We start from the raw sequence: 20,718 nt of genomic DNA, 5'->3' as shown, positions 1-20,718 counted from the left end.
CTGCTTAAGCGGATGCTGAAACATTTCTTACAAAGAGTTTTTATTAACCGTGATTACGGATTGCTTTTTATGGGGAAATTAGTTTCTCAGCTGGGAGACGGGATCCACTATTTTGCCCTTACCTGGCTCGTCCTTGATTTAACCGGTTCTGGAGCGGTGTTAGGTACGCTGCTCCTGATTTCCTCTCTTCCCATGATAATTCTGCTCCCGTTCAGCGGTGTAATTGCCGATACAATCGACCGCAAAATACTGATCGTTTCCATGGACGTGGTTCGCGGTCTGCTGATGCTGGCTCTGGCAGCGATTTACCTGAACGGAATGCTCACATTGCCGGTGCTGTTTGCGGCCTCGGTGGTGCAATCGCTCTGCGCTGTGCTGTTTAACCCAGCAATCAGCGCCTCGCTACCGAATTTAGTGAGCAAAGACGAGCTTGTACAGGCTAATGCCCGCGACAGCTTCAGCCAGAGTGCCACAGGTATCCTTGGTCCGATTGCTGGCGCCTTTCTGTTGGGTACCGCGGGATATGGCGGTGTATTTCTGATTACCGGCATCTCGTTTTTGCTTTCAGCAGTTTCGGAGATGTTTATTCGCTTTCCTAAGCGTGTAAAAAGCGAAATAGAAGTTCAGTTTTTCTCAAAGCTTAAATCCGGATTTACTTATTTATGGGGCCATGTTGGACTCCGCACCTTAATCCTGTTTGCGTTGGGAATGAATTTCGCGCTCAATCCGATTTATGCTGTGGCTTACCCTTATTTGGGCAAAGAAGTTCTGCTGATGGATCCGAAACTCTACGGATTTGCCCACTCAAGCTATCCAGCGGGGCTGCTGTTAGGCACACTTTTAATCGGTTTTCTGACGCGCAGGTTTGCTAAAGACAAGCTGTTGTCGTCCGGGGTTCTAGTGGTGGGGATTTTAGCTGCAGTTTTAGGACTGCTGGGTATGCCAGCAGTATACTCTCGGTTATCAAGGGTGGGAATCCTGATTTTTATGGTCCTGCCAAACTTCTTAACAGGTTTGTTCTTGGTTCAGGTTAATGTCCCTTTTAAAACCATGATGCAGGAATTGGTTCCCGATCATTATCGCGGGCGGGTTTTCGGCTTGGTCGACAGCACTGTCAACATGCTTGTTCCCCTATCCACGGCAGTAGTTGGAGTTTTGGTCGATGCGGTGCCGATCTACTGGCTGTTTTTTATTTCCGGCTCTGCGATGTGCATTTTTGCTGTTGGTCTCGCTTGTTCCCGATCGATTGCAGAGCTGTATCTACCGGCAGCTGCGGAGACGCGCCAAATCTAGCGTCTCTTTTTTTTGGCATAATAATAGCCGCTCGACCAATATAATTTAAAAAAGGGTATGACCCGGGGAAAGGAGAAGTAAATAAACAGTCAAAAAGCAGGATCAGAGCATCTTATTGGTAATAGTCGGAAAATTAAATCATAAAGGAGGGTACGGAATGACCTGGTATTGGTGGGTCGTAATTATTGCTGTAGTGGCAATAATCGCCTATATGATCTTCAAGAAAGATTAGTTCAGAGGAAGAGACAGCCTTAGGCAGGTCGGCTGTCTCTTCGCCTGTCGAGCTAAACCAGGGTGTGGATTAAATAAACCAGGCCAAAAACGATCGGCTGATGGATTAGATAAACAATAAGGGAGTGGCGGCCTAGAAATCTCACAAACTGAGTTCCAGGCAGCTTATTGATTGATTCTAACGCTAAAACAGGAAAACGCCTTTCGCCATGAGGGTAGCATACCGATCCCAACCATATCCCAATCAACACGACGCCGAACCAGGGGAAAAGCGGGTAATAATCAACCATGGGAATGGTTATGCGGCCGAGCCCAAACGGAAGCAGGAACAGCGAGCGCACCGACAGATTGGTAAGCAAATAATCAGCAGTAATTACCGCAACCCCTACCGCTAAGGCAGCATTCGGACGAGGCAGGAACAGCGGTGATAATAATATGCATACACCGATCAGGTGCAGGATGCCGAACAGGATGTATTCATCCAAGGCAAAATAGACTACAAGGGTAATAACTGCTCCCCAGCTCAACAGTTTGCAGCCGCGGATGATGAATTTTTTCCAGATTCCTTTAAACCCTATGGCCCGAATTGTCCGGGCGTAGCTGATGGACAAGCACATGCCAATGATTAGTAAAAATGATGATCCAATGATTTGAGCCATGATTTGGGGAGAAAATGGAAAAATATCCCACGAAGCCAGATCGAAGTAGTATAAGTCCCAAAAGGCATGGTACAGCACCATGGCAATAATGCTCAATCCTCGCAGCAAATCTAATTCCGGAAATCGTGAGTGCGGTCTGTTATGCATTGTTCTCCTCCCTCAAAACTATCTAACCTGCCATTATTATAACAATAGCAGCGCATGGAAACAATTCATCATTTGAAGAAGGAAGTTGATAATTATGGTCAGTATACTCTGCGACGTTGATGGATGCTTAGTGCCGGGACGCGGTGAGATGTGGGATTTTGCCGGGTTGAGTGAGCTGGCAGAGCGAAATCACAGCCGCGAATTCACTTTTGCCCTGTGTTCATCGCGTCCGGCACCGTTTTTAGAGGCGGTGGCACGGCAGCTGTTAATCTCAGATTACTGCATCTGCGAAAATGGTGCTCTGCTATACCATCCCCTTACTAAAGAGGCAATTCTCAATCCCATAATTCCTCAGGATTTTTTTAAGGAGCAGGAGAATATCCACCGCATTTTGGAAGAAATAATCGGCGGCAAAGAGATCGTGGTTGAAGTAGGCAAATCCTATACTTTCAGCGTTAATACTATCAACCCGGAGCTGCTGCCGGAAATTGAACCGGTTATTGAAGAGCGGCTTGCTGAAGCGCCCATCGATATTTCCAAATCGTCCCGGTCGATTGAAATTGTACCCCGGGGCATCAACAAGGCTGAGGGTGTGCAGTTCTGGTGTGAAATTACCAATACCGACCCGGACAGGGTACTGGCAATTGGCGACACTGACAACGATCTACCCATGTTTAGTGCCGCTGCCCGTTCGGCTGCTCCGGCGAACTGCTCAGAATTAGTGCGCAGCTCAGTGGACTATGTATCCGAGTACCCGATGGTCCGCGGTGTACTGGACATTTACGTGAAGGCAAAGACCATTATGGACTAACTAAAGAGAGTGAGTGAAATAATGGCGAAGTTATTGTTGGGAATTGATATTGGAACCTCAGCGTGTAAAGCTGCTGTTTTTACTGTTGAGGGTGAAGTGATTGCCCAAGCATCTAAAGCTTATGGAATCTACTACCCGGCATCCGGCTGGGTAGAGCAGGATCCGCAGGAATGGTGGGTTAAAGTCTGCGAAGCAGTCCAGGCTGTTTTGAATGCTGATGGGGTCTCAGCAGCTCAAATTGCCGCTGTGGGAGTCGATGGCCAGAGCTGGTCGGCAATTCCAATCGATAAAAATGGCCGAGTCCTCCACAACACACCAAATTGGATGGACAATCGATCTAATGCCATTACTGAGCGGGTAAAAGCAGAAGTGGGCGCAGAACGAATTTTTGCCGTTAGCGGCAACCGCTTTGAGCCGACCTATACCACTCCAAAAATTTTGTGGTTTAAAGAGGAAAGACCCGATATTTTCCAGCGGACAGCGGCATTTCTGCAGAGCAACAGCTATATTGTCTACAAAATGACCGGAAAAATTACCCAGGACTTATCGCAGGGTTATGGTCTGCATGTGTTTAATATTAGCAGAGGAGAATACGATTCTGATCTGTGTAAAGATTTAGGCATACCGCTGGAAATGCTGCCCCCTCTTTATCCCTGCCACCAAATTGTTGGGACGGTTACCGCCCAGGCTGCGCAGGAAACAGGGCTTAGGGCCGATACACCCGTAGTGGCCGGAGGACTGGATGCTGCCTGCGGCACTCTCGGCGCCGGTGTGACTCTTCCCGGTGAAACTCAGGAGCAGGGAGGGCAGGCCGGAGGCATGAGTATCTGCGTAGATCATGCTCGTGCCCATCCCCAGCTGATCTTAAGTAATCATGTAGTGCCGGGAATGTACCTGCTGCAGGGCGGTACTGTCGGAGGCGGCGGCACTCTAAAGTGGTTTAAAGAGCAGCTGGGAACATATGAGGAAGAAATGGAGGAAGCATCCGGCAGGAGTGCTTTTGAGATGTTCAGCGAAATGGCAGCACAAATCGCTCCCGGTTCTGATGGCTTAGTCTTTCTGCCTTATATGGCGGGCGAGCGTTCACCGATTTGGGATGTGAATGCGAAGGGTGTTTTCTACGGGTTAAGCTATGCGAAAACCAAAGGGCACCTTATCCGCTCAATTATGGAAGGCTGCGCTTATGCGCTCCATCACAATCTGGAGACAGCTGAGGAAGCGGGCGTCAGCGTCAGCGTGCTCAACTCCATGGGAGGTGCTGCCAACAGTGAAGTCTGGACACAGATTAAGGCCGATGTCACCGGAAAGCCGATTCAGGTACCTGCTTCCGATACTGCTACCGCTTTAGGAGCAGCAATCCTAGCGGGAGTGGGTATTGGGGTGTATTCTGACTTTCAGCAGGCAGTGGAGCAGACTATTCAAATTAAGCGAATTCACTATCCGAATCAAGATAATTACCATACATATCAGATTGGCTATCGGCTCTACCGTGAGCTGTACGAGCGGTTAAAAGACCTGATGGCCAAATACTAACAGGAACAGGAGTGGAGACATGAAAGCAGCAGTACTGCACGGCAGAGACGATCTGCGTTACCAAGAATGGCCGACACCGGAGCCAAAGGCAGGCGAAGTTTTAGTAAAGGTAAAGGCTGTCGGTATCTGCGGCTCAGATGTTCCCCGCGTGCTGGGAGACGAAGCTCATTACTATCCTATTGTCCTCGGACATGAGTTTTCTGGAGAAGTTGTGGAAGTAGGAGCTGAGGTTACAAGAGTTAAGGTTGGCGATAGAGTGGCAGGAGTTCCCCTTATACCCTGCTTCACCTGCGCTGACTGTGCCCGGGGCAGTTTTTCCCAGTGCAAGCATTATACTTTTATTGGGTCCCGAATTGCCGGAGCTTTTGCTGAGTATATAGCGCTGCCTGAGAGCAATGTTGTTCCATTTGAGGACAGTGTTTCGTTCGAGCAGGGAGCGCTGTTTGAGCCATCGACGGTAGCGCTCCACGGCCTCGACTGCGTCCAGTTTAGAGGCGGTGAGGACGTCGCAGTTTTAGGAGGCGGAACAATCGGACTTTTTACAGCGCAGTGGGCGAAAATTTATGGTGCGAAACGAGTTTTTGTCTTTGATCTTGATGATGATCGGCTTGAACTTGCGAAAAAACTCGGAGTGGATCAGGTGGTAAATACCCTCAAACCGGATTTTAAGGCCGAAGTGATGGAAGCTGTGGGCGGAAGAGGCTTTGGGTATGTGTTTGAAACAGCTGGCGCCGATGCTACTATGAAACTTGCATTTGAGCTGGCAGGCAATAAGAGTAAGGTCTGCATGATCGGTACCCCGACTAAGGACTTAACCTTTAGTCCTAAGCTCTGGGAGCAGATGAACCGCAAAGAGTTTATCCTGACGGGATCGTGGATGTCCTACAGCGCTCCCTTCCCCGGCAGCGAGTGGGAACTGACAGCTCACTTCTTCAGTACCGGCCAGTTAAAATATGATGAAGCTTTGATCTTTAAGAAGTATCCGTTAAGTGAGGCTAAAACAGCTTTTGACCTGTATAAAATACCTGGAGCTGTAAAAGGCAAAATACTGCTAGTAAATGAATGAGGTGTTGAATGTGAATCCATTAAAACAGCTGGTTGCTCAGCACAAGCAGGGACAGAGAATTGGAATGTACTCAGCCTGTACTGCCAACGAATTGGTAATCGAAGCGTGTTTAGATCGAGCTAAGCGGGATAACAGCTATGTTTTGATTGAAGCCACGGCTAATCAGGTCAATCAGTACGGCGGTTATACTGGGATGACACCGGTTCAGTTCAGGGACTATGTATACCAAATCGCTGCCAGAGTTAATTATCCCAAAGAATGCATTATCTTAGGCGGAGACCATTTAGGTCCCCTGACTTTCAGTCATCTGCCGGCTAAAGAGGCGATGCAGGAAGCAGAGGAGCTGATTCGTCAGTTTGTCTCAGCCGGGTTTGCTAAGATTCATATTGATACCAGCATGCGTTTAGGTGATGATGATCCAAATCAAAAACTAGACTCAAAGTTAATCGCAGAGCGGGGAGCGCGTCTTGCTCAGGCTGCAGAATCTGCCTTTCAAGCGCATCAAGCTGAGAATCCCGATGCATCACTGCCTGTGTATGTAGTGGGCAGCGAAGTGCCCATCCCCGGCGGCAGCCAGGAAGAAGAGGATCTCGTTCAGGTAACCAATGTAGCTGATTTTAAAGAAACTGTAGCTTTGTTTGAAGAAGCATTTAAAAACCTGGATTTGACCGATGCTTGGAATCGGGTAATCGCTGTCGTGGTTCAGCCGGGAGTGGAGTTTGGTGATGAATCGATCCACCCATACAACCGCGACGACGCAAAGGAGCTTAGCCAAGCGCTCAAGGAGTATCCGAATTTAGTATTTGAAGGCCATTCTACTGATTACCAGACCCCGGAACTGCTGCGCCAGATGGTAGAGGACGGAGTCATCTTCCTCAAAGTTGGTCCAGCGCTGACATTTGCCCTCAGAGAAGGTTTGTTTGCTCTCAGCATGATCGAATCTGAACTGCTGGGGCATACAGGGCAGCCGCTGTCGAACCTTCCGGCTGTGCTTGAGCAAGTAATGCTCGAAAATCCGAAATACTGGGAAAAGCACTACCATGGCGATGAGCACAAGCTGCGCCTGGCGCGGAAGTACAGTTTTTCCGACCGCAGCCGCTACTACCTTCCTTACGATGATGTAAATCAAGCAATCGAGCTGCTGTTTAAAAATCTTGGCGCGGTAGAGATTCCATTAAGCCTGTTAAGTCAATACATGCCGATCCAGTATACTAAAGTTCGCCGCGGCGAGCTGACTGCTGATCCGCGGGAATTAGTTAAAGATCGGGTAGTAAACTGTATTGACGAGTATCTATATGCCACAGGAATATTACCTTTTGAGCAGGAGGGAGAAAATGGAACGCGTTAATCCTGAATTAGTACCCCAAAAAACACTTTATACCGGTGCGAAAATGCCAGCAATAGGTCTCGGTACATTTGGTTCCGATCGCTATTCCGGAGAGGACATTGCCGAAGCAGTGGCCGGAGCTATCAGGGTTGGTTATCGGATGATCGACTGCGCTGCTGTATACGGGAACGAGCATTTGATCGGCCCCAAAATTGAGGAAGCGATCAATGAGGGAATTGTTAAGCGGGAAGAGCTGTTTATTGTTTCAAAAGTCTGGAACGACATGCATGGAGATGGCGATGTATTAATTGCCCTAGCCAAAACCTTAAAGGATCTCCGCTTGGACTATCTCGATCTGTATTTGATCCACTGGCCGTTTCCTAACTACCATCCTCCGGGGGCAGATGTTGATTCCCGCGATCCTCATGCCGTTCCCTACATTCATGAAAACTACATGCGGACATGGCGCCAGATGGAGCGTTTAGTGGATTCGGGACTGGTTAAGCATATCGGCACATCGAATATGACCATATCTAAGCTGGAAGGGGTACTGAAAGATGCCCGGATTAAGCCGGCGGTTAACGAAATGGAACTGCATCCCCATTTCCAGCAGCCGGAGCTGTTCCAGTACTGTCTGGATAATAACATTGTACCGATTGGCTTCTGCCCGATCGGTTCTCCAAACCGTCCGGACCGCGATCGCACACCTGACGATACCTCTCCGACAGAGGATCCGGTAATTCTGGAAATTGCGGAGCGGCACAATGTGCATCCGGCTGTAGTCTGCATTAAGTGGGCTGTGCAGCGGGGTCAGGTGCCAATTCCTTTCTCGACCACTCCAAGAAACTACACTGCGAATTTGAAAGCGGTAACGGAAGATCCGCTCACAGATGAAGAAATGGCGGCAATTAACAGCATCGACAGGAACTGCCGTTTAATTAAAGGTCAGGTCTTCTTGTGGGAAGGCGCGGAAAGCTGGGAAGATCTCTGGAAATAGAATAATAAGATAACAGCATTAGACGGAGCTGAGATACTGTGCGTATTTCGGCTCCGTTTTTGTATGCAGGGTTCCTCCGCCGCCTCCACCTTTTTGCACAGGCTTCTATTACACCGTAGTCCCTGGAGACTCCTTGTTTACAATTGCTAACCGCTTTGGAGTTTCGCTTCCCGCACTGATCGCAGCTAATCCCCAGATTACTAATCCGAATTTAATCTTTCCGGGACAGGTGATCTGCATTCCGGGAGCCCAGATTCCCACTATTGAGTGCTGTATGCTGCTGTTTAGGACTGCGAATGTTCCGGTTCAGCCGGAGGCGGAAGCAGGCGGTGTGGCAAGAGTGTTTCAAGCGCCTAATAGAAACGGCAGCGTTTTGGTGGCAGCGATTGGATTACCACCGCCTTCAGCGTTAGGTGGAAATATTTATGTGGCCTGGATTAGGCGGCAGGGAGCTTCTCCCATACCATTTCAAATGCTGCAGACCGGCCCGGTAGTGATTCAGCCGGGAGTCTGGGTTGGAGCCATCACCTTTGGACCGGGTGAGCAGTTTGCCCCATTCCAGGATATCGTTGTAACGGCGGAAATCAGCTTCCCGGTTACCAATCCAAATCTTAACCGGATCGCCTTGATCGGAAACTTTACTCAATGCCGGCCTCAGTAATGAGTGAAAGGGAGCCGCAGTCAGCTCTTCTGATTGCGCTCCCTTGTTCTTCTTTTATATCTGCTTGGCGATAACCCGACAATGTTTTTAAAGGCGCGGTAGAAGGTGGAGTAATCGCTGTATCCTACCTGGGCGGCAACTTCCGAGGCCGGTTTTTCGGATGCCAGCAATTCCTTTGCCTTCATGATGCGTTTGTGGGTAATGTATTCGAGGATTGAGAATCCAGTGCTCTGTTTAAAGATATGGCAGAGATGAAACTTGTTGAGGTAAAACTCGTTTTCCAGCTGATCTAGGGTAATTTTTTGATCAAGATTATTGTTGATATAATCCAGTACTGAGTTAACTTTGGAGTTGGGAGGGCTGTAGTTTTCTTCGAGATTCTTATCTGAGAAGATGCGGTTAATGGCAACCAGCATCTGGATCAAGGTGGTTTTAATCATAGCATTCGCCATTGGCGTGGCTGCTTTGGAAAAGTTGTGCATTGACTCGATGTATTGATCGATACCATATGCCTGGACATCCTCCGCTTTAATCTGATTGTGGTGTCCGGGTTTGCGGTTTTCAAACACAGTCAGGGGATTAAAGCCATCTACCTGCAGGCCGAGAATAAAATCCGGTTTAAACTGAATAAACTTACGCTCATATGGGATTTCCGAATGGAAGATAATCTTATGCAGCTCACGGGTGTTGGTAAAGATCAAATCTCCCGGTTCCATTTGGTAACTCTGCCCTTCAACGTGGTAGGTTGCATCGCCGGAGACAAAATACAGCATTTCATATGAGCTGTGCATATGGATGTCCCACCCTATCGGATTAGCGGTAACAGAGTGGTAGAACGAGAATAACCGGTTAATCTCGTAGTAAAAACGATCGGGATTCATGCGCACCTCTCCCCAATTCTTTGACCTAACCATACCACAAGAACTGCAAGGTATCAAGCCGGCTGCATCCAGCATTCTACACAGCAAGAATTGCAATATATTGCCCAAAGTTTACAAAGTAAAAAACTTAGTTAAGTGTTATACTGGAGCTGAAAATTTACCAAGGGGGTAATTTTGGTGAAGAAAAATTTGAGATTAATCGCACTCGTAGTTGTCCTAGCCGCAGCTGTGCTCGGATCATGTGCATCTGCCAGTGATTACACACCGCTGCCGGGCATTTTGGGTCCAGAAGATGTGGATTTTGGTGGTCGAACGGTCACTATTGTCAGAGGTGGTCTGCCGGATGAGGATAGAATCGCAGAAGCAGAAGCCTTATTCAATGTTAAAATCGATCGCTTCAACTATGATGGAAATATTGATCTGTACATCAGCAGAATCATGGCCGGAGACTCCACCCTGGATATTATTCGGATGCCGCACCGCCAAGGTTATTTCAAGTTGGTTTCTTCCGGTTACTTAATGCCGGTAGGAGAGCTGCTGCCGCCGGAGCACTATGAAGCCCTATCTGTAACTGATCGCTATACAATTGATAAACTGAAGTATAACGGTGAGTATTATGGATTCGGAACGCACCACGGCCTCCACAATGGTTCCATGATGCTGATGGCTTATAACAAAACAATCTTAGAGCAGTATAATCAGCCTGATCCTTATGAACTATGGCAGGCTGGTGAGTGGACATTAGATGCATTTGAGCAAATTGCCGCTGCGGTAACTCGGGACACCGACGGTGACGGGGTAATCGATCAGTTTGGTTTTACCGATGTTGGCAACGCAACTGCGTTTTACCGGATTGCGCCCGCTAACGGTGTTGAGCTTGTACGGGTTGAAGATGATGGCAGATATGTCTTTGACTATGACAGCGAAGCTGCTTTGGAAATGCTGAACAGAGTGAATAAATGGAGAAACGAACTCCAGTTTACTGGCGGTAACTTTGACCAAGGCACTGCAGCCTTTACGACCACTCACTTGGCAGGAATCCGCCACGCTAAGGCTGCGGGACTTGATTATGGCTTAGTTTCTTATCCGAGAGGTCCGCACGCTGATCGCTACTATTATCCGGTGTTTGAGTTTTGGATGATGATGCTGCCGGTTAACGCTGAGATGCCGGAAGAGCTGATGGCATTAGGCTGCTTCCTCTACAGGGAAGAAGATACCTACGATGATCTCGATTTTCGAATCAATGAATACATGACCACCAGAGAACATGCCGATTTATATATTGCCGCGATTGAATCATGGCGTGGTGAGGGTGATATGTTCCAAAACACCGATTTGTGGTCGATAGCTACTCCGGGAGTATCAGACGTAATTAATGGTGTTAAGGGCGCGGCTGCTGCCATGGATGAAACCAGGCCGCAAGCTCAAGCGTATCTGGATGATTTGTTCGGCCAATAATCCTGAACTAAGGAGAAACACCTAATGGGAAGAAATTCTCATTAGGTGTTTTGTTTTATTGGTGTTTGTGATTTTAATCTGCTTTTAGTAGAATAGATGAGGAGAAGCGCTGTTCCAAAAGTAACCAGTTCTCCCAGGGAATGGCAGGTCCAGATGCTCTCACGTCCAAAAATAACTGGGAGGATGATCAGCAGAGGAAGTGGCGCCAGAGTGCTCCGCATTAACGAAATCAACAGCGAGCGGGAAGTTCGCTGAACCGCCTGCCAATAGGTAATCAGGAGGATATTTAAACCTGCAAAGACAAACCCGATAAAATAAACGCGGGTTTTGGCAAGGGTAAACGATGCGAGTTCCGGATCCTGCGGTGTGAAGAAACCGATAAAGCTTTTTCCGCCAATCAGGATTACCACATAGCAGACGACTCCAATGAGCGCGAACAGTTTAATGGAGTAGATCAGCAGCTTTCGTCCTTGTTCCTGCTCTCCGGTTCCGCAGTAATAGCTGAAGATAGGCTGCAGTCCCTGGGCAAGTCCGAGAAATACAGTGAGGTACAGCAGCATGATATAGCCGATAATCAGGTATGCAGCTAAGCCGATTTCCCCATAGCCGTTTCTGATCACAGCGGTATTATAAAGGAATGTAATTAGACCGATGGAGAATTCCATAATAAAAGCAGGAAAACCGAGTTTTAATATGGTAAAAGTACGTGGTGTTTCAACTCGATATGGCACTAGATACAAATATCCCTTTCTCTTAAGAAAATGGGGCAGCATGATGATGACACTGAAGATCGGACCCAGCGCAGTAGCAAGAGCTGCTCCGGCAATGCCCATGTTTAATGGATACATAAACACATAGTCCAGGACAATATTGGAAATAGAACCGAACGTTAAAGCAAACATTGCCAGCTTAGGCTGGTTGTCATTCCTCAGGAAACTGCTCAAAAGAAAGCTGAACAGGAGAAAGGGCGAAAACGTTACGATATACCACATGTATTTGACTGCTTGGCTGTGAATATCAGGAGTTGAACCTAAAAGCTCTGCGAGCTGATGGATAAAAACATTTCCCAATACTGTGATGAGAACTCCAATAGCCAGCATCAAAGCTGATGCTCTGGTAAATGTCCGCCGCGCATGGGCGAACTGTTTCCTGCCTAACCCGCTGGAGATAATTACCCCAGCTCCCGATGATACAGCCAGGGAAATAGCGATTAGGATTTCAAGCAGGGGAACCGAAACAGCAGCTGCAGCCATGGCATCTCGTCCCAGCCGATTGCCGATAAAAATTCCATCTACGATAAAATACGCCGAGTTTACTACCAAACCAATCATTTGAGGAACAGCATATTTTCTAAAAATCTCAGCTTTATTTTTAGGATACAACAGCACCAGTCCTTCCAAATAAAAAGAGGCCCCAGGCTGCGCAGCTTTGGCCTCACCAGGTAAAATCCTACCACAACCAGTTTTTTTGGTCAACACTGCTCATGTTTGAGCTGATTAAAAACTACAACTAAGGAGGCGAAAAAATGGATTACTGCGTTAAAGTGATCAATGAAGATTGGAAATTCATTCTGAAAGATGAAGCGGAGGCTTTTCAGAAGGACTTTCCTGATAATGATTGGCAGCAGGTGAGACTGCCCCACGACTGGTCGGTGCATTATCCCCTTTCGCGGGAGTATTCCAGCGGAACCGGTTATGTGCGGGGCGGCACCGCTTGGTACCGCAAGCATTTTTACCTGCCTAAAGAGTTAGAAGACAGCCGAGTTTTTCTACGCTTTGACGGCATTTATAAAAACAGCCAGGTGTGGATTAATAGCTATTATCTCGGTAAACGCCCTTACGGATATACAACCTTCCAATATGATATCTCCGACTTTCTCTGCTGCGGCGAAACAGAGAATGTGATATCAGTGCGAGTAAGCCGCGAAGACTTGGCGGATTCCCGCTGGTTTACCGGTTCCGGAATTACCCGTAAAGTAAGTCTGCTGATTTATAACCAGGTCTATCCTGCTGAATACGGCATTTTCTTCTATAACAACCGGGTTACTGAGGAGGAAGCCGAGCTGACTGTAACTAACGAGTTGTTTGCGGTTAAACCCATGGATGTAACTGTCCACAACCGCTTATATGATGCGGATAACAATTTGGTGCTCGAACTGACCGGTAAGGCAAGCCTCGGTGAAGAAGCCAGTAAAATCGAAACCAAAGGCATTCTTAATAATCCCAAACTGTGGTCTCCTGATGAACCGAACTTATACACCCTGGAAACAGCTGTAGTGGACACTGAAACAAAAAAAGAGTACCTGATTGATCGCCAGAAAGTGGGGATCAGAACCTTTGAGTTCGATCCGGAACAAGGATTTTTCCTCAACGGCAAGCGTGAGGTCTTCAAAGGTGTATGCCTGCATCATGATGCAGGAACACTTGGCGCGGCTGTTACCAAAGAGATTTGGCGGCGGCGGCTGATTAAACTGAAAAAAATGGGCTGCAACGCCATCAGAATGAGCCACAATCCCCATATGCCGGAGCTCTATGAGCTGTGCGATGAAATGGGCTTTTTGGTGATGGATGAAGCATTTGATGAATGGGAAGCGCCAAAAAACAAGTGGCATATCGGCCACAATGTCTATCCACCCAAGCACTATGGCTATGCAGAAGATTTTCCTCATTGGTATGAGCAGGATTTGAGTGCAATGGTGAAAAGAGGGCGCAACCATCCGTCCATAGTGATGTGGAGTATCGGCAACGAAATCGACTATCCGAACGATCCGTACAACCACCCCTCCTTTGATATGATGACGGGCAACAATGATCATAATAAGCCTATGTCGCAGCGGAGATACAACCCGAACCGCCCCAACTCGGAGCGGTTGGTACCTATTGCCAAGGAACTCGTGGAGATTGTTAAGCAGCATGACCACACCAGACCGGTAACTCAGGGGCTGGCGTTTCCGGAATTATCGACTCGGATCGGCTTTGGTGAGCTCCTGGATGTTCTCGGCTATAACTACAAAGAACATCTGTATGCGGAAGACCATCAGCGCTTCCCCGATAAACCGCTTTTAGGCAGTGAGAACCGCCATGAATATGCTGCCTGGAGAGCCGTAGTTGACAATCAGTTTATTTCGGGACAGTTTTTGTGGACTGGAATCGACTATCTTGGCGAATGCAGGGGATGGCCTCACCATGGTGCTTATTTCGGCCTGTTGACTACTGCCGGTTTCGAAAAACCTGATTACTACAGACGGCAGAGCTGGTGGGCTGATGAGCCGGTGATCCGCCTGGTTACTGCGCGGAAAGGGCCAGGAGAATTCGAACCCAGAGAGTTTAAACCTATGTATGAAAGCTGGAATTACGTACCCGGTGAAGAAATCGAGGTGCGCTGCTACACCAATCAGGAGAATGTAAAACTGTATCTCAATGGTGAACTCTGCGAAAACCAGGTTGATACCGCTGAGTTGGGCTATTTAACCTGGATTGTACCCTTCCAGCCCGGTGTTTTAGAAGCTGAGGCCGGAGAAATTGGGTATAAACTGGAAACAGTGAATGCTCCTGTACAGATCAAACTGGTTCCGGATTATCAAGTCGGAGATGATATTCTCCAGATTGAGCTCTACGTTCTTGATGATCAGAACCGCCGGGCCGTATCTGATCGCTCGCTGATCAGGGTAAGGCTGGAAGGCGAAGGCGAACTGCTTGCCTTAGACAATGGCGATCTGGCGGATGTAACTGATTTTACCGCCCCCTATCGCCACGCTTATGATGGCCGAATGATGATCTATGTGCGCAAAACTGGTTCCGGAGTTTTAAAAGTTACAGCTGAAAGTCCATATCTAAAATCAGATACGCTCGAGATCGACTAAGTTCACAGACCCTTTAGCGTGAAGCTAAAGGGTCTAGTTTTTGCCCTATTCCGTACGCAGTGCTTCAACAGGATCTTTTTTGGCAGCCATAACTGCAGGAATTGCGCCACCAATTTGAGTTAAGCTGATACTGAGCATAACCAGAAGAACAGCATGCAGGATCCGCAGTTGGGCAACACTGCGCAGGTTGGTCAGATTATAAATATAGTTGTTAATCGGGATAGTCAGCAGATAAGCAATGGTGATCCCAAGAAAACCGGCTAAGGCTCCAATAATAAATGTTTCCGCGTTAAAAACACGGGTGATGTCTTTCTTGCGAGCTCCAAGTGCGCGCAGAATTCCGATTTCTTTTGTACGCTCAAGTACGGAGATGTAAGTAATGATCCCAATCATGATCAGCGATACGACTAACGATATTGCAGAAAATCCAATTAAAACTAAAGTAATTGCATTCATTATCCCTCCGGTCATTTCTGTTATTGTGCTGGCAAGGTCCGTGTAGAGAATTCGATCAGATGATGATTTGTTCACGTTGTAAGCATCGAGATAGCTTGTAACAGCATCCTTTGCGCTGAAGTTAGTTGGAAAAAGAAAGATCATCTGCGGGAGGTCATCTCCGCCGAAACTGGTGATGAGGGCTTGTTTCATGGCAGCATTTAAGTTGCTCAGATTGAGAATATTAACATCGCATTCTTTCTGGGCTTTAACAATTTCTGACTCAGACGCAGCGGCTGTGATGCGCTGAACTAACCGATCGCTGTAGACAATCCCAGTGCCCAAAATCTCAATTTCGAGATGGGGTTTGGCTTTAACCACTCCGGTGATAGTCAGTGTTATGCTTCTGGGTGAGTCATACATTGCGTCATAATTGTTATTTGGAATAAAGTTACCCATATCTGTGCGGATATAGTAATCGTCGTTATGAATAAGTTTCAATTCAGTCCCGACAATATCATCAAATCTTAAGTCAGCAAGTTCATCTGTGGAAAAGCCTAGATTAGTCAAAACGGTATGATCAACCCTATTGCGGCGGTCGATAACTAATACTAAATCAGTTTCAGAATTCGGATAGGACCCTGCCAACAGATCGTAGTTTCTTTCAAGATAACTCGGAGCTGATTGATCTAGGGTTTCCGGATATGAAGCCAGTCCTGCTCCGCGCATGCTGGTGATTCCCGAACTCATTGAGCCGGCGGTGCCCATGCTTCCCATACCGCCCAGATTGATTCCAGCGGAAACAGTTACCGGAAAGGTTTTATCATCTCTGCGGCGGAGTAAGTTAAGATTAACCATCCGCACATAGCCAATGCTGCTGCAGATGTCCGGATCTATTTTTGCGATATATTCGAGGTATTCCGGCGTAAAAGTGTTGGTGTGGGAAATTCGTCTTTTTCCCGTGTCGAAGGGATAGATCCGCTCTGGATCATCGTGGTCCTGTTCCTGGTTTTGGAATGAATTAGGTTCGTGTTCGAGAACGGATGCGGTCTGGGCAATGATAATGGGAAACTCTGTCAGCGCATCTTCTTGAAATTGGTCTATATGGACCCTAAAACCTGAGGATAAACCCAAAATTAGTGCAATACCGATGATGCCCAGCGAAGAGGCAAGGGCTGTAAGGGTAGTGCGCCATTTTTTAGTGGCAATATTCTTGCCTGACAGTCGTAAAGCGGCAAAAAAACTCATACTGGTCTTGTTAAGTTCGAACTCGCCTTGATCAGTACTGTCCGCAGGATTGCTGTCGTCCACCACTTTGCCATCGGAGAGGCGAATAATGCGATCAGCATAGACTTCTGCCAATGCTTGATTATGCGTAACCATAATAACCAGTTTATCCTGAGCAATCTCCTTGATCAGATCCAGGATCTGGCGGCTGGTTTCCGTATCCAAAGCTCCTGTTGGTTCATCTGCTAGAATAATGTTGGGGTCGTTTGCCAGCGCTCGGGCAATGGCAACTCTCTGCATTTGCCCTCCCGACAGCTGATTCGGAGTTTTATGCACATGCTCTTCGAGTCCCACTTTTGCCAAGAGCTGCAGAGCTTTTTTATGTTTTACGTCAGAAGGCATTCCGCTTAGGCTCATACCGATGATTACATTATCGACTAGATTGAGATGGGGAATAAGATTATAGTTTTGAAAGATAAATCCAATGCTGTTGTTGCGATATGCGTCCCAATCAATCTCATCAAAATCTGCGGTTGATACTCCACTGATCATCATTTCGCCACTGTCATATGAATCCAATCCGCCAATTATATTCAGCAGTGTCGTTTTGCCTGAACCACTTTCACCTAAAACAGCAACGAATTCGGTTTTCCTAAAACTAATGCTGATCCGATCTAGAGCAGTTTGGGTAAATTCTCCAGTTGTATAGTTTTTGGTGATCTCCTTAAGCTGCAGCACACAATCACTCCTATCCTATCTGCTACCCGGTTAGTGTTGCCTAACACAGCAGGATTATAAGCCTTGCTGCAGGGGGGATTAGGGGAAGGAATTGCTGTTGATGTGGTGAAATAAGGATTTAATCACTAGAGCTGATTTATAGACATATACTTGATTGATATGGTAAAATGAATAAGCTTTCGTTGGCTCTGTATTAAATCTAGCAGGGAAAGGCAGGCGATTTTATTGGAAGAAAAGCTGACCTTGTATGGATTTAATAACCTCACCAAGTCCCTCAGTTTTAATATCTACGATGTATGCTACGCAGAAACTGAACAGGAGCAGAGAGATTATATCGAGTATATTAACGAACAGTACAATGCTGTGCGGCTGACTGAGATTTTATGCAGAGTTACCGATATTATCGGTGCTCATGTTTTAAACATTTCCAAGCAGGATTATCAGCCGCAGGGTGCTTCTGTCAATCTGCTGGTTGCTGAAGAACCACTGCTGCCTGAACAAATTGATGACAGCTGCAACCAGGGCATTTTAAGTGATTCATGCACATGTCATTTCCGAAGGGATACAATCCATGCCCATCTTGATAAGAGTCATATCACAGTTCATACTTATCCAGAGTATCATCCTGATCACTTCATCTCAACATTTCGCGTAGATATCGATGTGGCAACCTGCGGCAAAATTTCTCCGCTGAATGCTTTGAATTTTTTAATCAGCAGCTTTGATTCAGATATCATCACCATCGATTATAAAGTGCGGGGGTTTACCCGCAGTGTGGAAGGGAAAAAGCATTTTATTGATCATAAAATCAAGTCAATTCAGGACTTTATTGATGCTGATATTCGCAGAGTTTACGAGAGCTATGATGTCAACTTTCATTCTAACTATACCTTTCATACTAAGATGATGATCAAAGATATTGATCTGGAAAACTATCTGTTCAACCGCAGTGCGGCTGACCTTTCGGCGGAGGAGCAGGAGAAGATCACTAGAAAACTGCGAAAAGAAATGATGGAGATCTATCAGGGGATGAATATCTACTAAATGAGACTATAACCTGTTCTGGAGGGGAGACATGGAACTTTGGTTTACTGAGCATCATACAAAGGATACTACCTTTTCAATTCGGGTAACAAACCGATTGGCAAATGTTGCCAGTCAGTTCCAAACAATCGAGGTCTATGAATCGCGAGATTTCGGCAGAATTTTAGTCATTGATGGCTATTTAATGCTGACAGAAAAAGACGAGTTTATCTACCATGAGATGATTACCCACGTGCCGATGGCGGTCAATCCCTACGCTCAGGACGTGCTGGTAATCGGAGCCGGCGATGGAGGCACTGTGCGTGAGTTGACGCGGTATAATTCCATTAAACGCATCGATATGGTTGAAATCGATGAGAAAGTGGTTGAGGTCTGCCGCAAATATCTGCCTCAGACTGCTGGTATGCTTGATGATGAGCGGGTAAATCTCTTTTTTACCGATGGTGTGGAGTTTGTAACTGATAAAGCAGTTGAGTATGATTTAATCATCGTTGATTCTACTGACCCCTTTGGACCGGGAGAAGGCTTATTTACCCGCAAGTTTTATGCGGACTGCCATCGCGCTTTAAAGTCCGGCGGCATTTTAGTGAATCAAATGGAAAGTCCGTATTACCCGGATGATGCTTTAGCGGCGAAGAGTTCTTATCAGAAGCTTAAGGATGTTTTCCCGTTAGTTAAAGCCTATCAGGCTCATATCCCCACTTATCCTTCGGGACATTGGCTGTTTGGCTTTGCTTCGAAAGAACCTGATCCCATTAAGAACCTAAAAGCAGACCAGTGGAATACATTAGGGTTAGAAACTAACTATTATAACACAGAACTGCACAAGGGCAGTTTTGCTCTGCCGAATTATGTGCTTAATATTCTCAACAGCTGATAGCCATGCAGTCTGCATGGCTTAAATCTAATCTGAGCAGAACTGTCAGATGCTGAACAGGAGTGTTTTGATGTCGATAGAAAGAGTTAAGGAGTATTTCCGGAATTTTGGAATCGAAGATCGCATTCTTGAATTTGATGTTTCCTGCGCGACTGTGGAAGAAGCTGCGGAAGCACTGGGTTGTGAGAAAGGCCGAGTTGCTAAAACACTCTCCTTTCACTTGGGAAAGCGAGTTGTATTAGTGGTAGCTGCTGGCGACACTAGAGTCGATAATGCGAAGTATAAAGCAGAGTTTGGCCGCAGACCGCGCATGCTGTCCTTTGACGAAGCAGAACCTTTAATCGGACATGCTGTTGGCGGTGTTTGTCCTTTTGCTGTTAATGAAGGAGTGGAGGTCTATCTTGACCGCGCCCTGCAGCGCTATGAATCTGTATTTCCTGCCTGCGGCAGTTCGAATTCCTTAATCGAGCTGTCCATTCCCGAGCTGGAGAAGTACTCAAACAGCAGAGGATGGGTTGATGTCTGTTTGGTGGTATAGTGTTTGAGCTTTATATATAGTCCTGCTGGAGTGCTGTAAAGAGCACTCTTTTTTAATCCCTTGACAGTTCCTAAATATTAAGGAAGAATAAAATGAAAGAGTAAAAGTTTTTAAGTTTTCGACAGAACGGGTGCTGCGGGACGCCCGATCGATTAAGAATCTAGGAGAGGGAAAGGTGGTAAACGGTGGAAGTAAGACTATATGAGGACAGCAGTGCTCCTGTAGATGCCAGAGTGGAGGATCTGCTGCAGCGGATGACACTGGAAGAAAAGGTGGCGCAGCTGGGTTCGGTAGGTCCCGAAGTGCTCCTGAACGATCAGGGGGAAATCTGTTTTGACAAAGCTCAGGCAGCAATTCCTCACGGGATCGGACAAATTACCCGGATGGCCGGTGCCAGCGATTTAGCTCCTGATAAAGCAGCTAAAGCTGCCAATGCTATTCAGCAGTTTTTAGAGCAGCATACAAGGCTAAAAATACCGGCTCTTTTGCACGAAGAGTGCTTAAGCGGACTGATGGCTAAGGAAGCCACAGCTTTTCCCCAGGCCATCGGTTTAGCGTGCACCTGGAATCCGGATCTAATCAGGAAAATGACTGGGGAGATTCAAAAACAGATGCTGGCTATCGGCGCTCGGCTGGGCCTGTCTCCCGTTCTAGATTTGGCTCGCGATCTGCGGTGGGGGCGGGTAGAAGAAACATTTGGCGAGGATCCCTATCTCGCTGCTGCTGTGGCTGCAGCTTATGCTGAAGGACTTCAGAAACCGGAACTGCGGCGAGGTGTTTTAGCGACCTTAAAGCATTTTGTTGGTCACAGTTTCTCCGAAGGAGGCCGCAACCATGCGCCGGTTCATGTTTCCCCTCGCGAACTGCGGGAAGTGTGGCTGTTTCCGTATGAAGCTGCTGTTAAAGAAGCGGATGTTCGGGTAGTAATGAGCT

At 47.1% G+C, this 20,718-nt stretch carries 17 protein-coding genes; 13 read left to right on the top strand and 4 right to left on the bottom strand.

Annotated features, from left to right (window positions below):
- The first annotated feature begins 69 nt into the window (after positions 1-69).
- A complete protein-coding gene (locus GX019_02155; protein ID HHT35960.1) occupies positions 70-1,293 on the top strand; it encodes an MFS transporter in 1,224 nt (407 codons plus the stop codon).
- 284 nt (positions 1,294-1,577) lie between these two features.
- Here the strand turns inward: GX019_02155 and GX019_02150 are convergent, their stop codons facing one another.
- A complete protein-coding gene (locus tag GX019_02150) occupies positions 1,578-2,330 on the bottom strand; it encodes a DUF1624 domain-containing protein (protein HHT35959.1) in 753 nt (250 codons plus the stop codon).
- Positions 2,331-2,424: 94 nt separating this feature from the next.
- Between GX019_02150 and GX019_02145 the strand changes: the two genes are divergently transcribed.
- Genes GX019_02145 through GX019_02120 form a run of 6 tightly spaced genes read left to right on the top strand, consistent with a single transcriptional unit; the run spans position 2,425 to position 8,725 of the window.
- Positions 2,425-3,141 (top strand): HAD-IIB family hydrolase, encoded by a 717-nt coding sequence (locus tag GX019_02145; GenBank protein ID HHT35958.1) that lies wholly within the window; start codon positions 2,425-2,427, stop codon positions 3,139-3,141.
- A 21-nt stretch (positions 3,142-3,162) separates the two neighbouring features.
- On the top strand, positions 3,163-4,674 hold the full coding sequence (locus tag GX019_02140) for an FGGY-family carbohydrate kinase (protein HHT35957.1): 1,512 nt from the start codon (positions 3,163-3,165) through the stop codon (positions 4,672-4,674).
- A gap of 19 nt (positions 4,675-4,693) precedes the next feature.
- Entirely contained in the window at positions 4,694-5,740 is a 1,047-nt protein-coding gene (locus tag GX019_02135) for a galactitol-1-phosphate 5-dehydrogenase (GenBank protein ID HHT35956.1), read from the top strand.
- Position 5,741: 1 nt separating this feature from the next.
- On the top strand, positions 5,742-7,088 hold the full coding sequence (locus GX019_02130; GenBank protein HHT35955.1) for a class II D-tagatose-bisphosphate aldolase, non-catalytic subunit: 1,347 nt from the start codon (positions 5,742-5,744) through the stop codon (positions 7,086-7,088).
- Positions 7,089-7,131: 43 nt separating this feature from the next.
- Positions 7,132-8,064, top strand: a complete 933-nt coding sequence (locus tag GX019_02125) for an aldo/keto reductase (protein HHT35954.1) — start codon at positions 7,132-7,134, stop codon at positions 8,062-8,064.
- 28 nt (positions 8,065-8,092) lie between these two features.
- Positions 8,093-8,725: a LysM peptidoglycan-binding domain-containing protein gene (locus GX019_02120; GenBank protein HHT35953.1), complete on the top strand. Its 633-nt coding sequence runs from the start codon at positions 8,093-8,095 to the stop codon at positions 8,723-8,725.
- A gap of 20 nt (positions 8,726-8,745) precedes the next feature.
- Here GX019_02120 and GX019_02115 read toward each other — a convergent pair whose 3' ends face one another.
- Positions 8,746-9,606: an AraC family transcriptional regulator gene (locus tag GX019_02115; GenBank protein HHT35952.1), complete on the bottom strand. Its 861-nt coding sequence runs from the start codon at positions 9,604-9,606 to the stop codon at positions 8,746-8,748.
- Between the two features lie 177 nt (positions 9,607-9,783).
- Between GX019_02115 and GX019_02110 the strand changes: the two genes are divergently transcribed.
- On the top strand, positions 9,784-11,064 hold the full coding sequence (locus tag GX019_02110) for an extracellular solute-binding protein (protein HHT35951.1): 1,281 nt from the start codon (positions 9,784-9,786) through the stop codon (positions 11,062-11,064).
- A gap of 41 nt (positions 11,065-11,105) precedes the next feature.
- On the opposite strand, the gene GX019_02105 is transcribed toward GX019_02110, so the two are convergent.
- Complete coding sequence (locus GX019_02105) at positions 11,106-12,395, bottom strand: MATE family efflux transporter (protein HHT35950.1); 1,290 nt, start codon at positions 12,393-12,395, stop codon at positions 11,106-11,108.
- Between the two features lie 194 nt (positions 12,396-12,589).
- Here GX019_02105 and GX019_02100 point away from each other — a divergent pair, with 194 nt between their 5' ends.
- A complete protein-coding gene (locus GX019_02100; GenBank protein ID HHT35949.1) occupies positions 12,590-14,926 on the top strand; it encodes a glycoside hydrolase family 2 protein in 2,337 nt (778 codons plus the stop codon).
- Between the two features lie 45 nt (positions 14,927-14,971).
- On the opposite strand, the gene GX019_02095 is transcribed toward GX019_02100, so the two are convergent.
- Complete coding sequence (locus GX019_02095; protein HHT35948.1) at positions 14,972-17,326, bottom strand: ATP-binding cassette domain-containing protein; 2,355 nt, start codon at positions 17,324-17,326, stop codon at positions 14,972-14,974.
- Positions 17,327-17,551: 225 nt separating this feature from the next.
- Here GX019_02095 and speD point away from each other — a divergent pair, with 225 nt between their 5' ends.
- The 4 genes from speD to GX019_02075 form a co-directional block, all read left to right on the top strand.
- On the top strand, positions 17,552-18,370 hold the full coding sequence (gene speD / locus GX019_02090) for an adenosylmethionine decarboxylase (GenBank protein HHT35947.1): 819 nt from the start codon (positions 17,552-17,554) through the stop codon (positions 18,368-18,370).
- A 31-nt stretch (positions 18,371-18,401) separates the two neighbouring features.
- Positions 18,402-19,247 carry a polyamine aminopropyltransferase gene (gene speE / locus GX019_02085; protein ID HHT35946.1) on the top strand — a complete coding sequence of 282 codons (846 nt, stop codon included), beginning with the start codon at positions 18,402-18,404 and terminating at the stop codon, positions 19,245-19,247.
- A 70-nt stretch (positions 19,248-19,317) separates the two neighbouring features.
- Positions 19,318-19,785: a YbaK/EbsC family protein gene (locus tag GX019_02080; protein HHT35945.1), complete on the top strand. Its 468-nt coding sequence runs from the start codon at positions 19,318-19,320 to the stop codon at positions 19,783-19,785.
- Between the two features lie 254 nt (positions 19,786-20,039).
- A partial coding sequence (locus tag GX019_02075; GenBank protein HHT35944.1) for a beta-glucosidase occupies positions 20,040-20,718 on the top strand: 679 nt, incomplete at its 3' end.

The organism is Bacillota bacterium, assembly GCA_012837335.1.
Taxonomy (GTDB): domain Bacteria; phylum Bacillota; class Limnochordia; order Darwinibacteriales; family DTU012; genus DTU012.
This window is presented reverse-complemented; position numbering and strand designations above follow the sequence as displayed.

Excerpts from the sequence above, each read along its gene's own strand:
- GX019_02115 (HHT35952.1), bottom strand. The coding sequence starts at position 9,606 with ATGAATCCCGATCGTTTTTACTACGAGATTAACCGGTTATTCTCGTTC.
- GX019_02125 (HHT35954.1), top strand. The coding sequence starts at position 7,132 with ATGCCAGCAATAGGTCTCGGTACATTTGGTTCCGATCGCTATTCCGGA.
- GX019_02100 (HHT35949.1), top strand. The coding sequence starts at position 12,590 with ATGGATTACTGCGTTAAAGTGATCAATGAAGATTGGAAATTCATTCTG.
- GX019_02105 (HHT35950.1), bottom strand. The coding sequence starts at position 12,395 with ATGATTGGTTTGGTAGTAAACTCGGCGTATTTTATCGTAGATGGAATT.
- GX019_02080 (HHT35945.1), top strand. The coding sequence starts at position 19,318 with ATGTCGATAGAAAGAGTTAAGGAGTATTTCCGGAATTTTGGAATCGAA.
- GX019_02135 (HHT35956.1), top strand. The coding sequence starts at position 4,694 with ATGAAAGCAGCAGTACTGCACGGCAGAGACGATCTGCGTTACCAAGAA.
- GX019_02155 (HHT35960.1), top strand. The coding sequence starts at position 70 with ATGGGGAAATTAGTTTCTCAGCTGGGAGACGGGATCCACTATTTTGCC.
- speE (HHT35946.1), top strand. The coding sequence starts at position 18,402 with ATGGAACTTTGGTTTACTGAGCATCATACAAAGGATACTACCTTTTCA.
- GX019_02140 (HHT35957.1), top strand. The coding sequence starts at position 3,163 with ATGGCGAAGTTATTGTTGGGAATTGATATTGGAACCTCAGCGTGTAAA.
- GX019_02150 (HHT35959.1), bottom strand. The coding sequence starts at position 2,330 with ATGCATAACAGACCGCACTCACGATTTCCGGAATTAGATTTGCTGCGA.
- GX019_02145 (HHT35958.1), top strand. The coding sequence starts at position 2,425 with ATGGTCAGTATACTCTGCGACGTTGATGGATGCTTAGTGCCGGGACGC.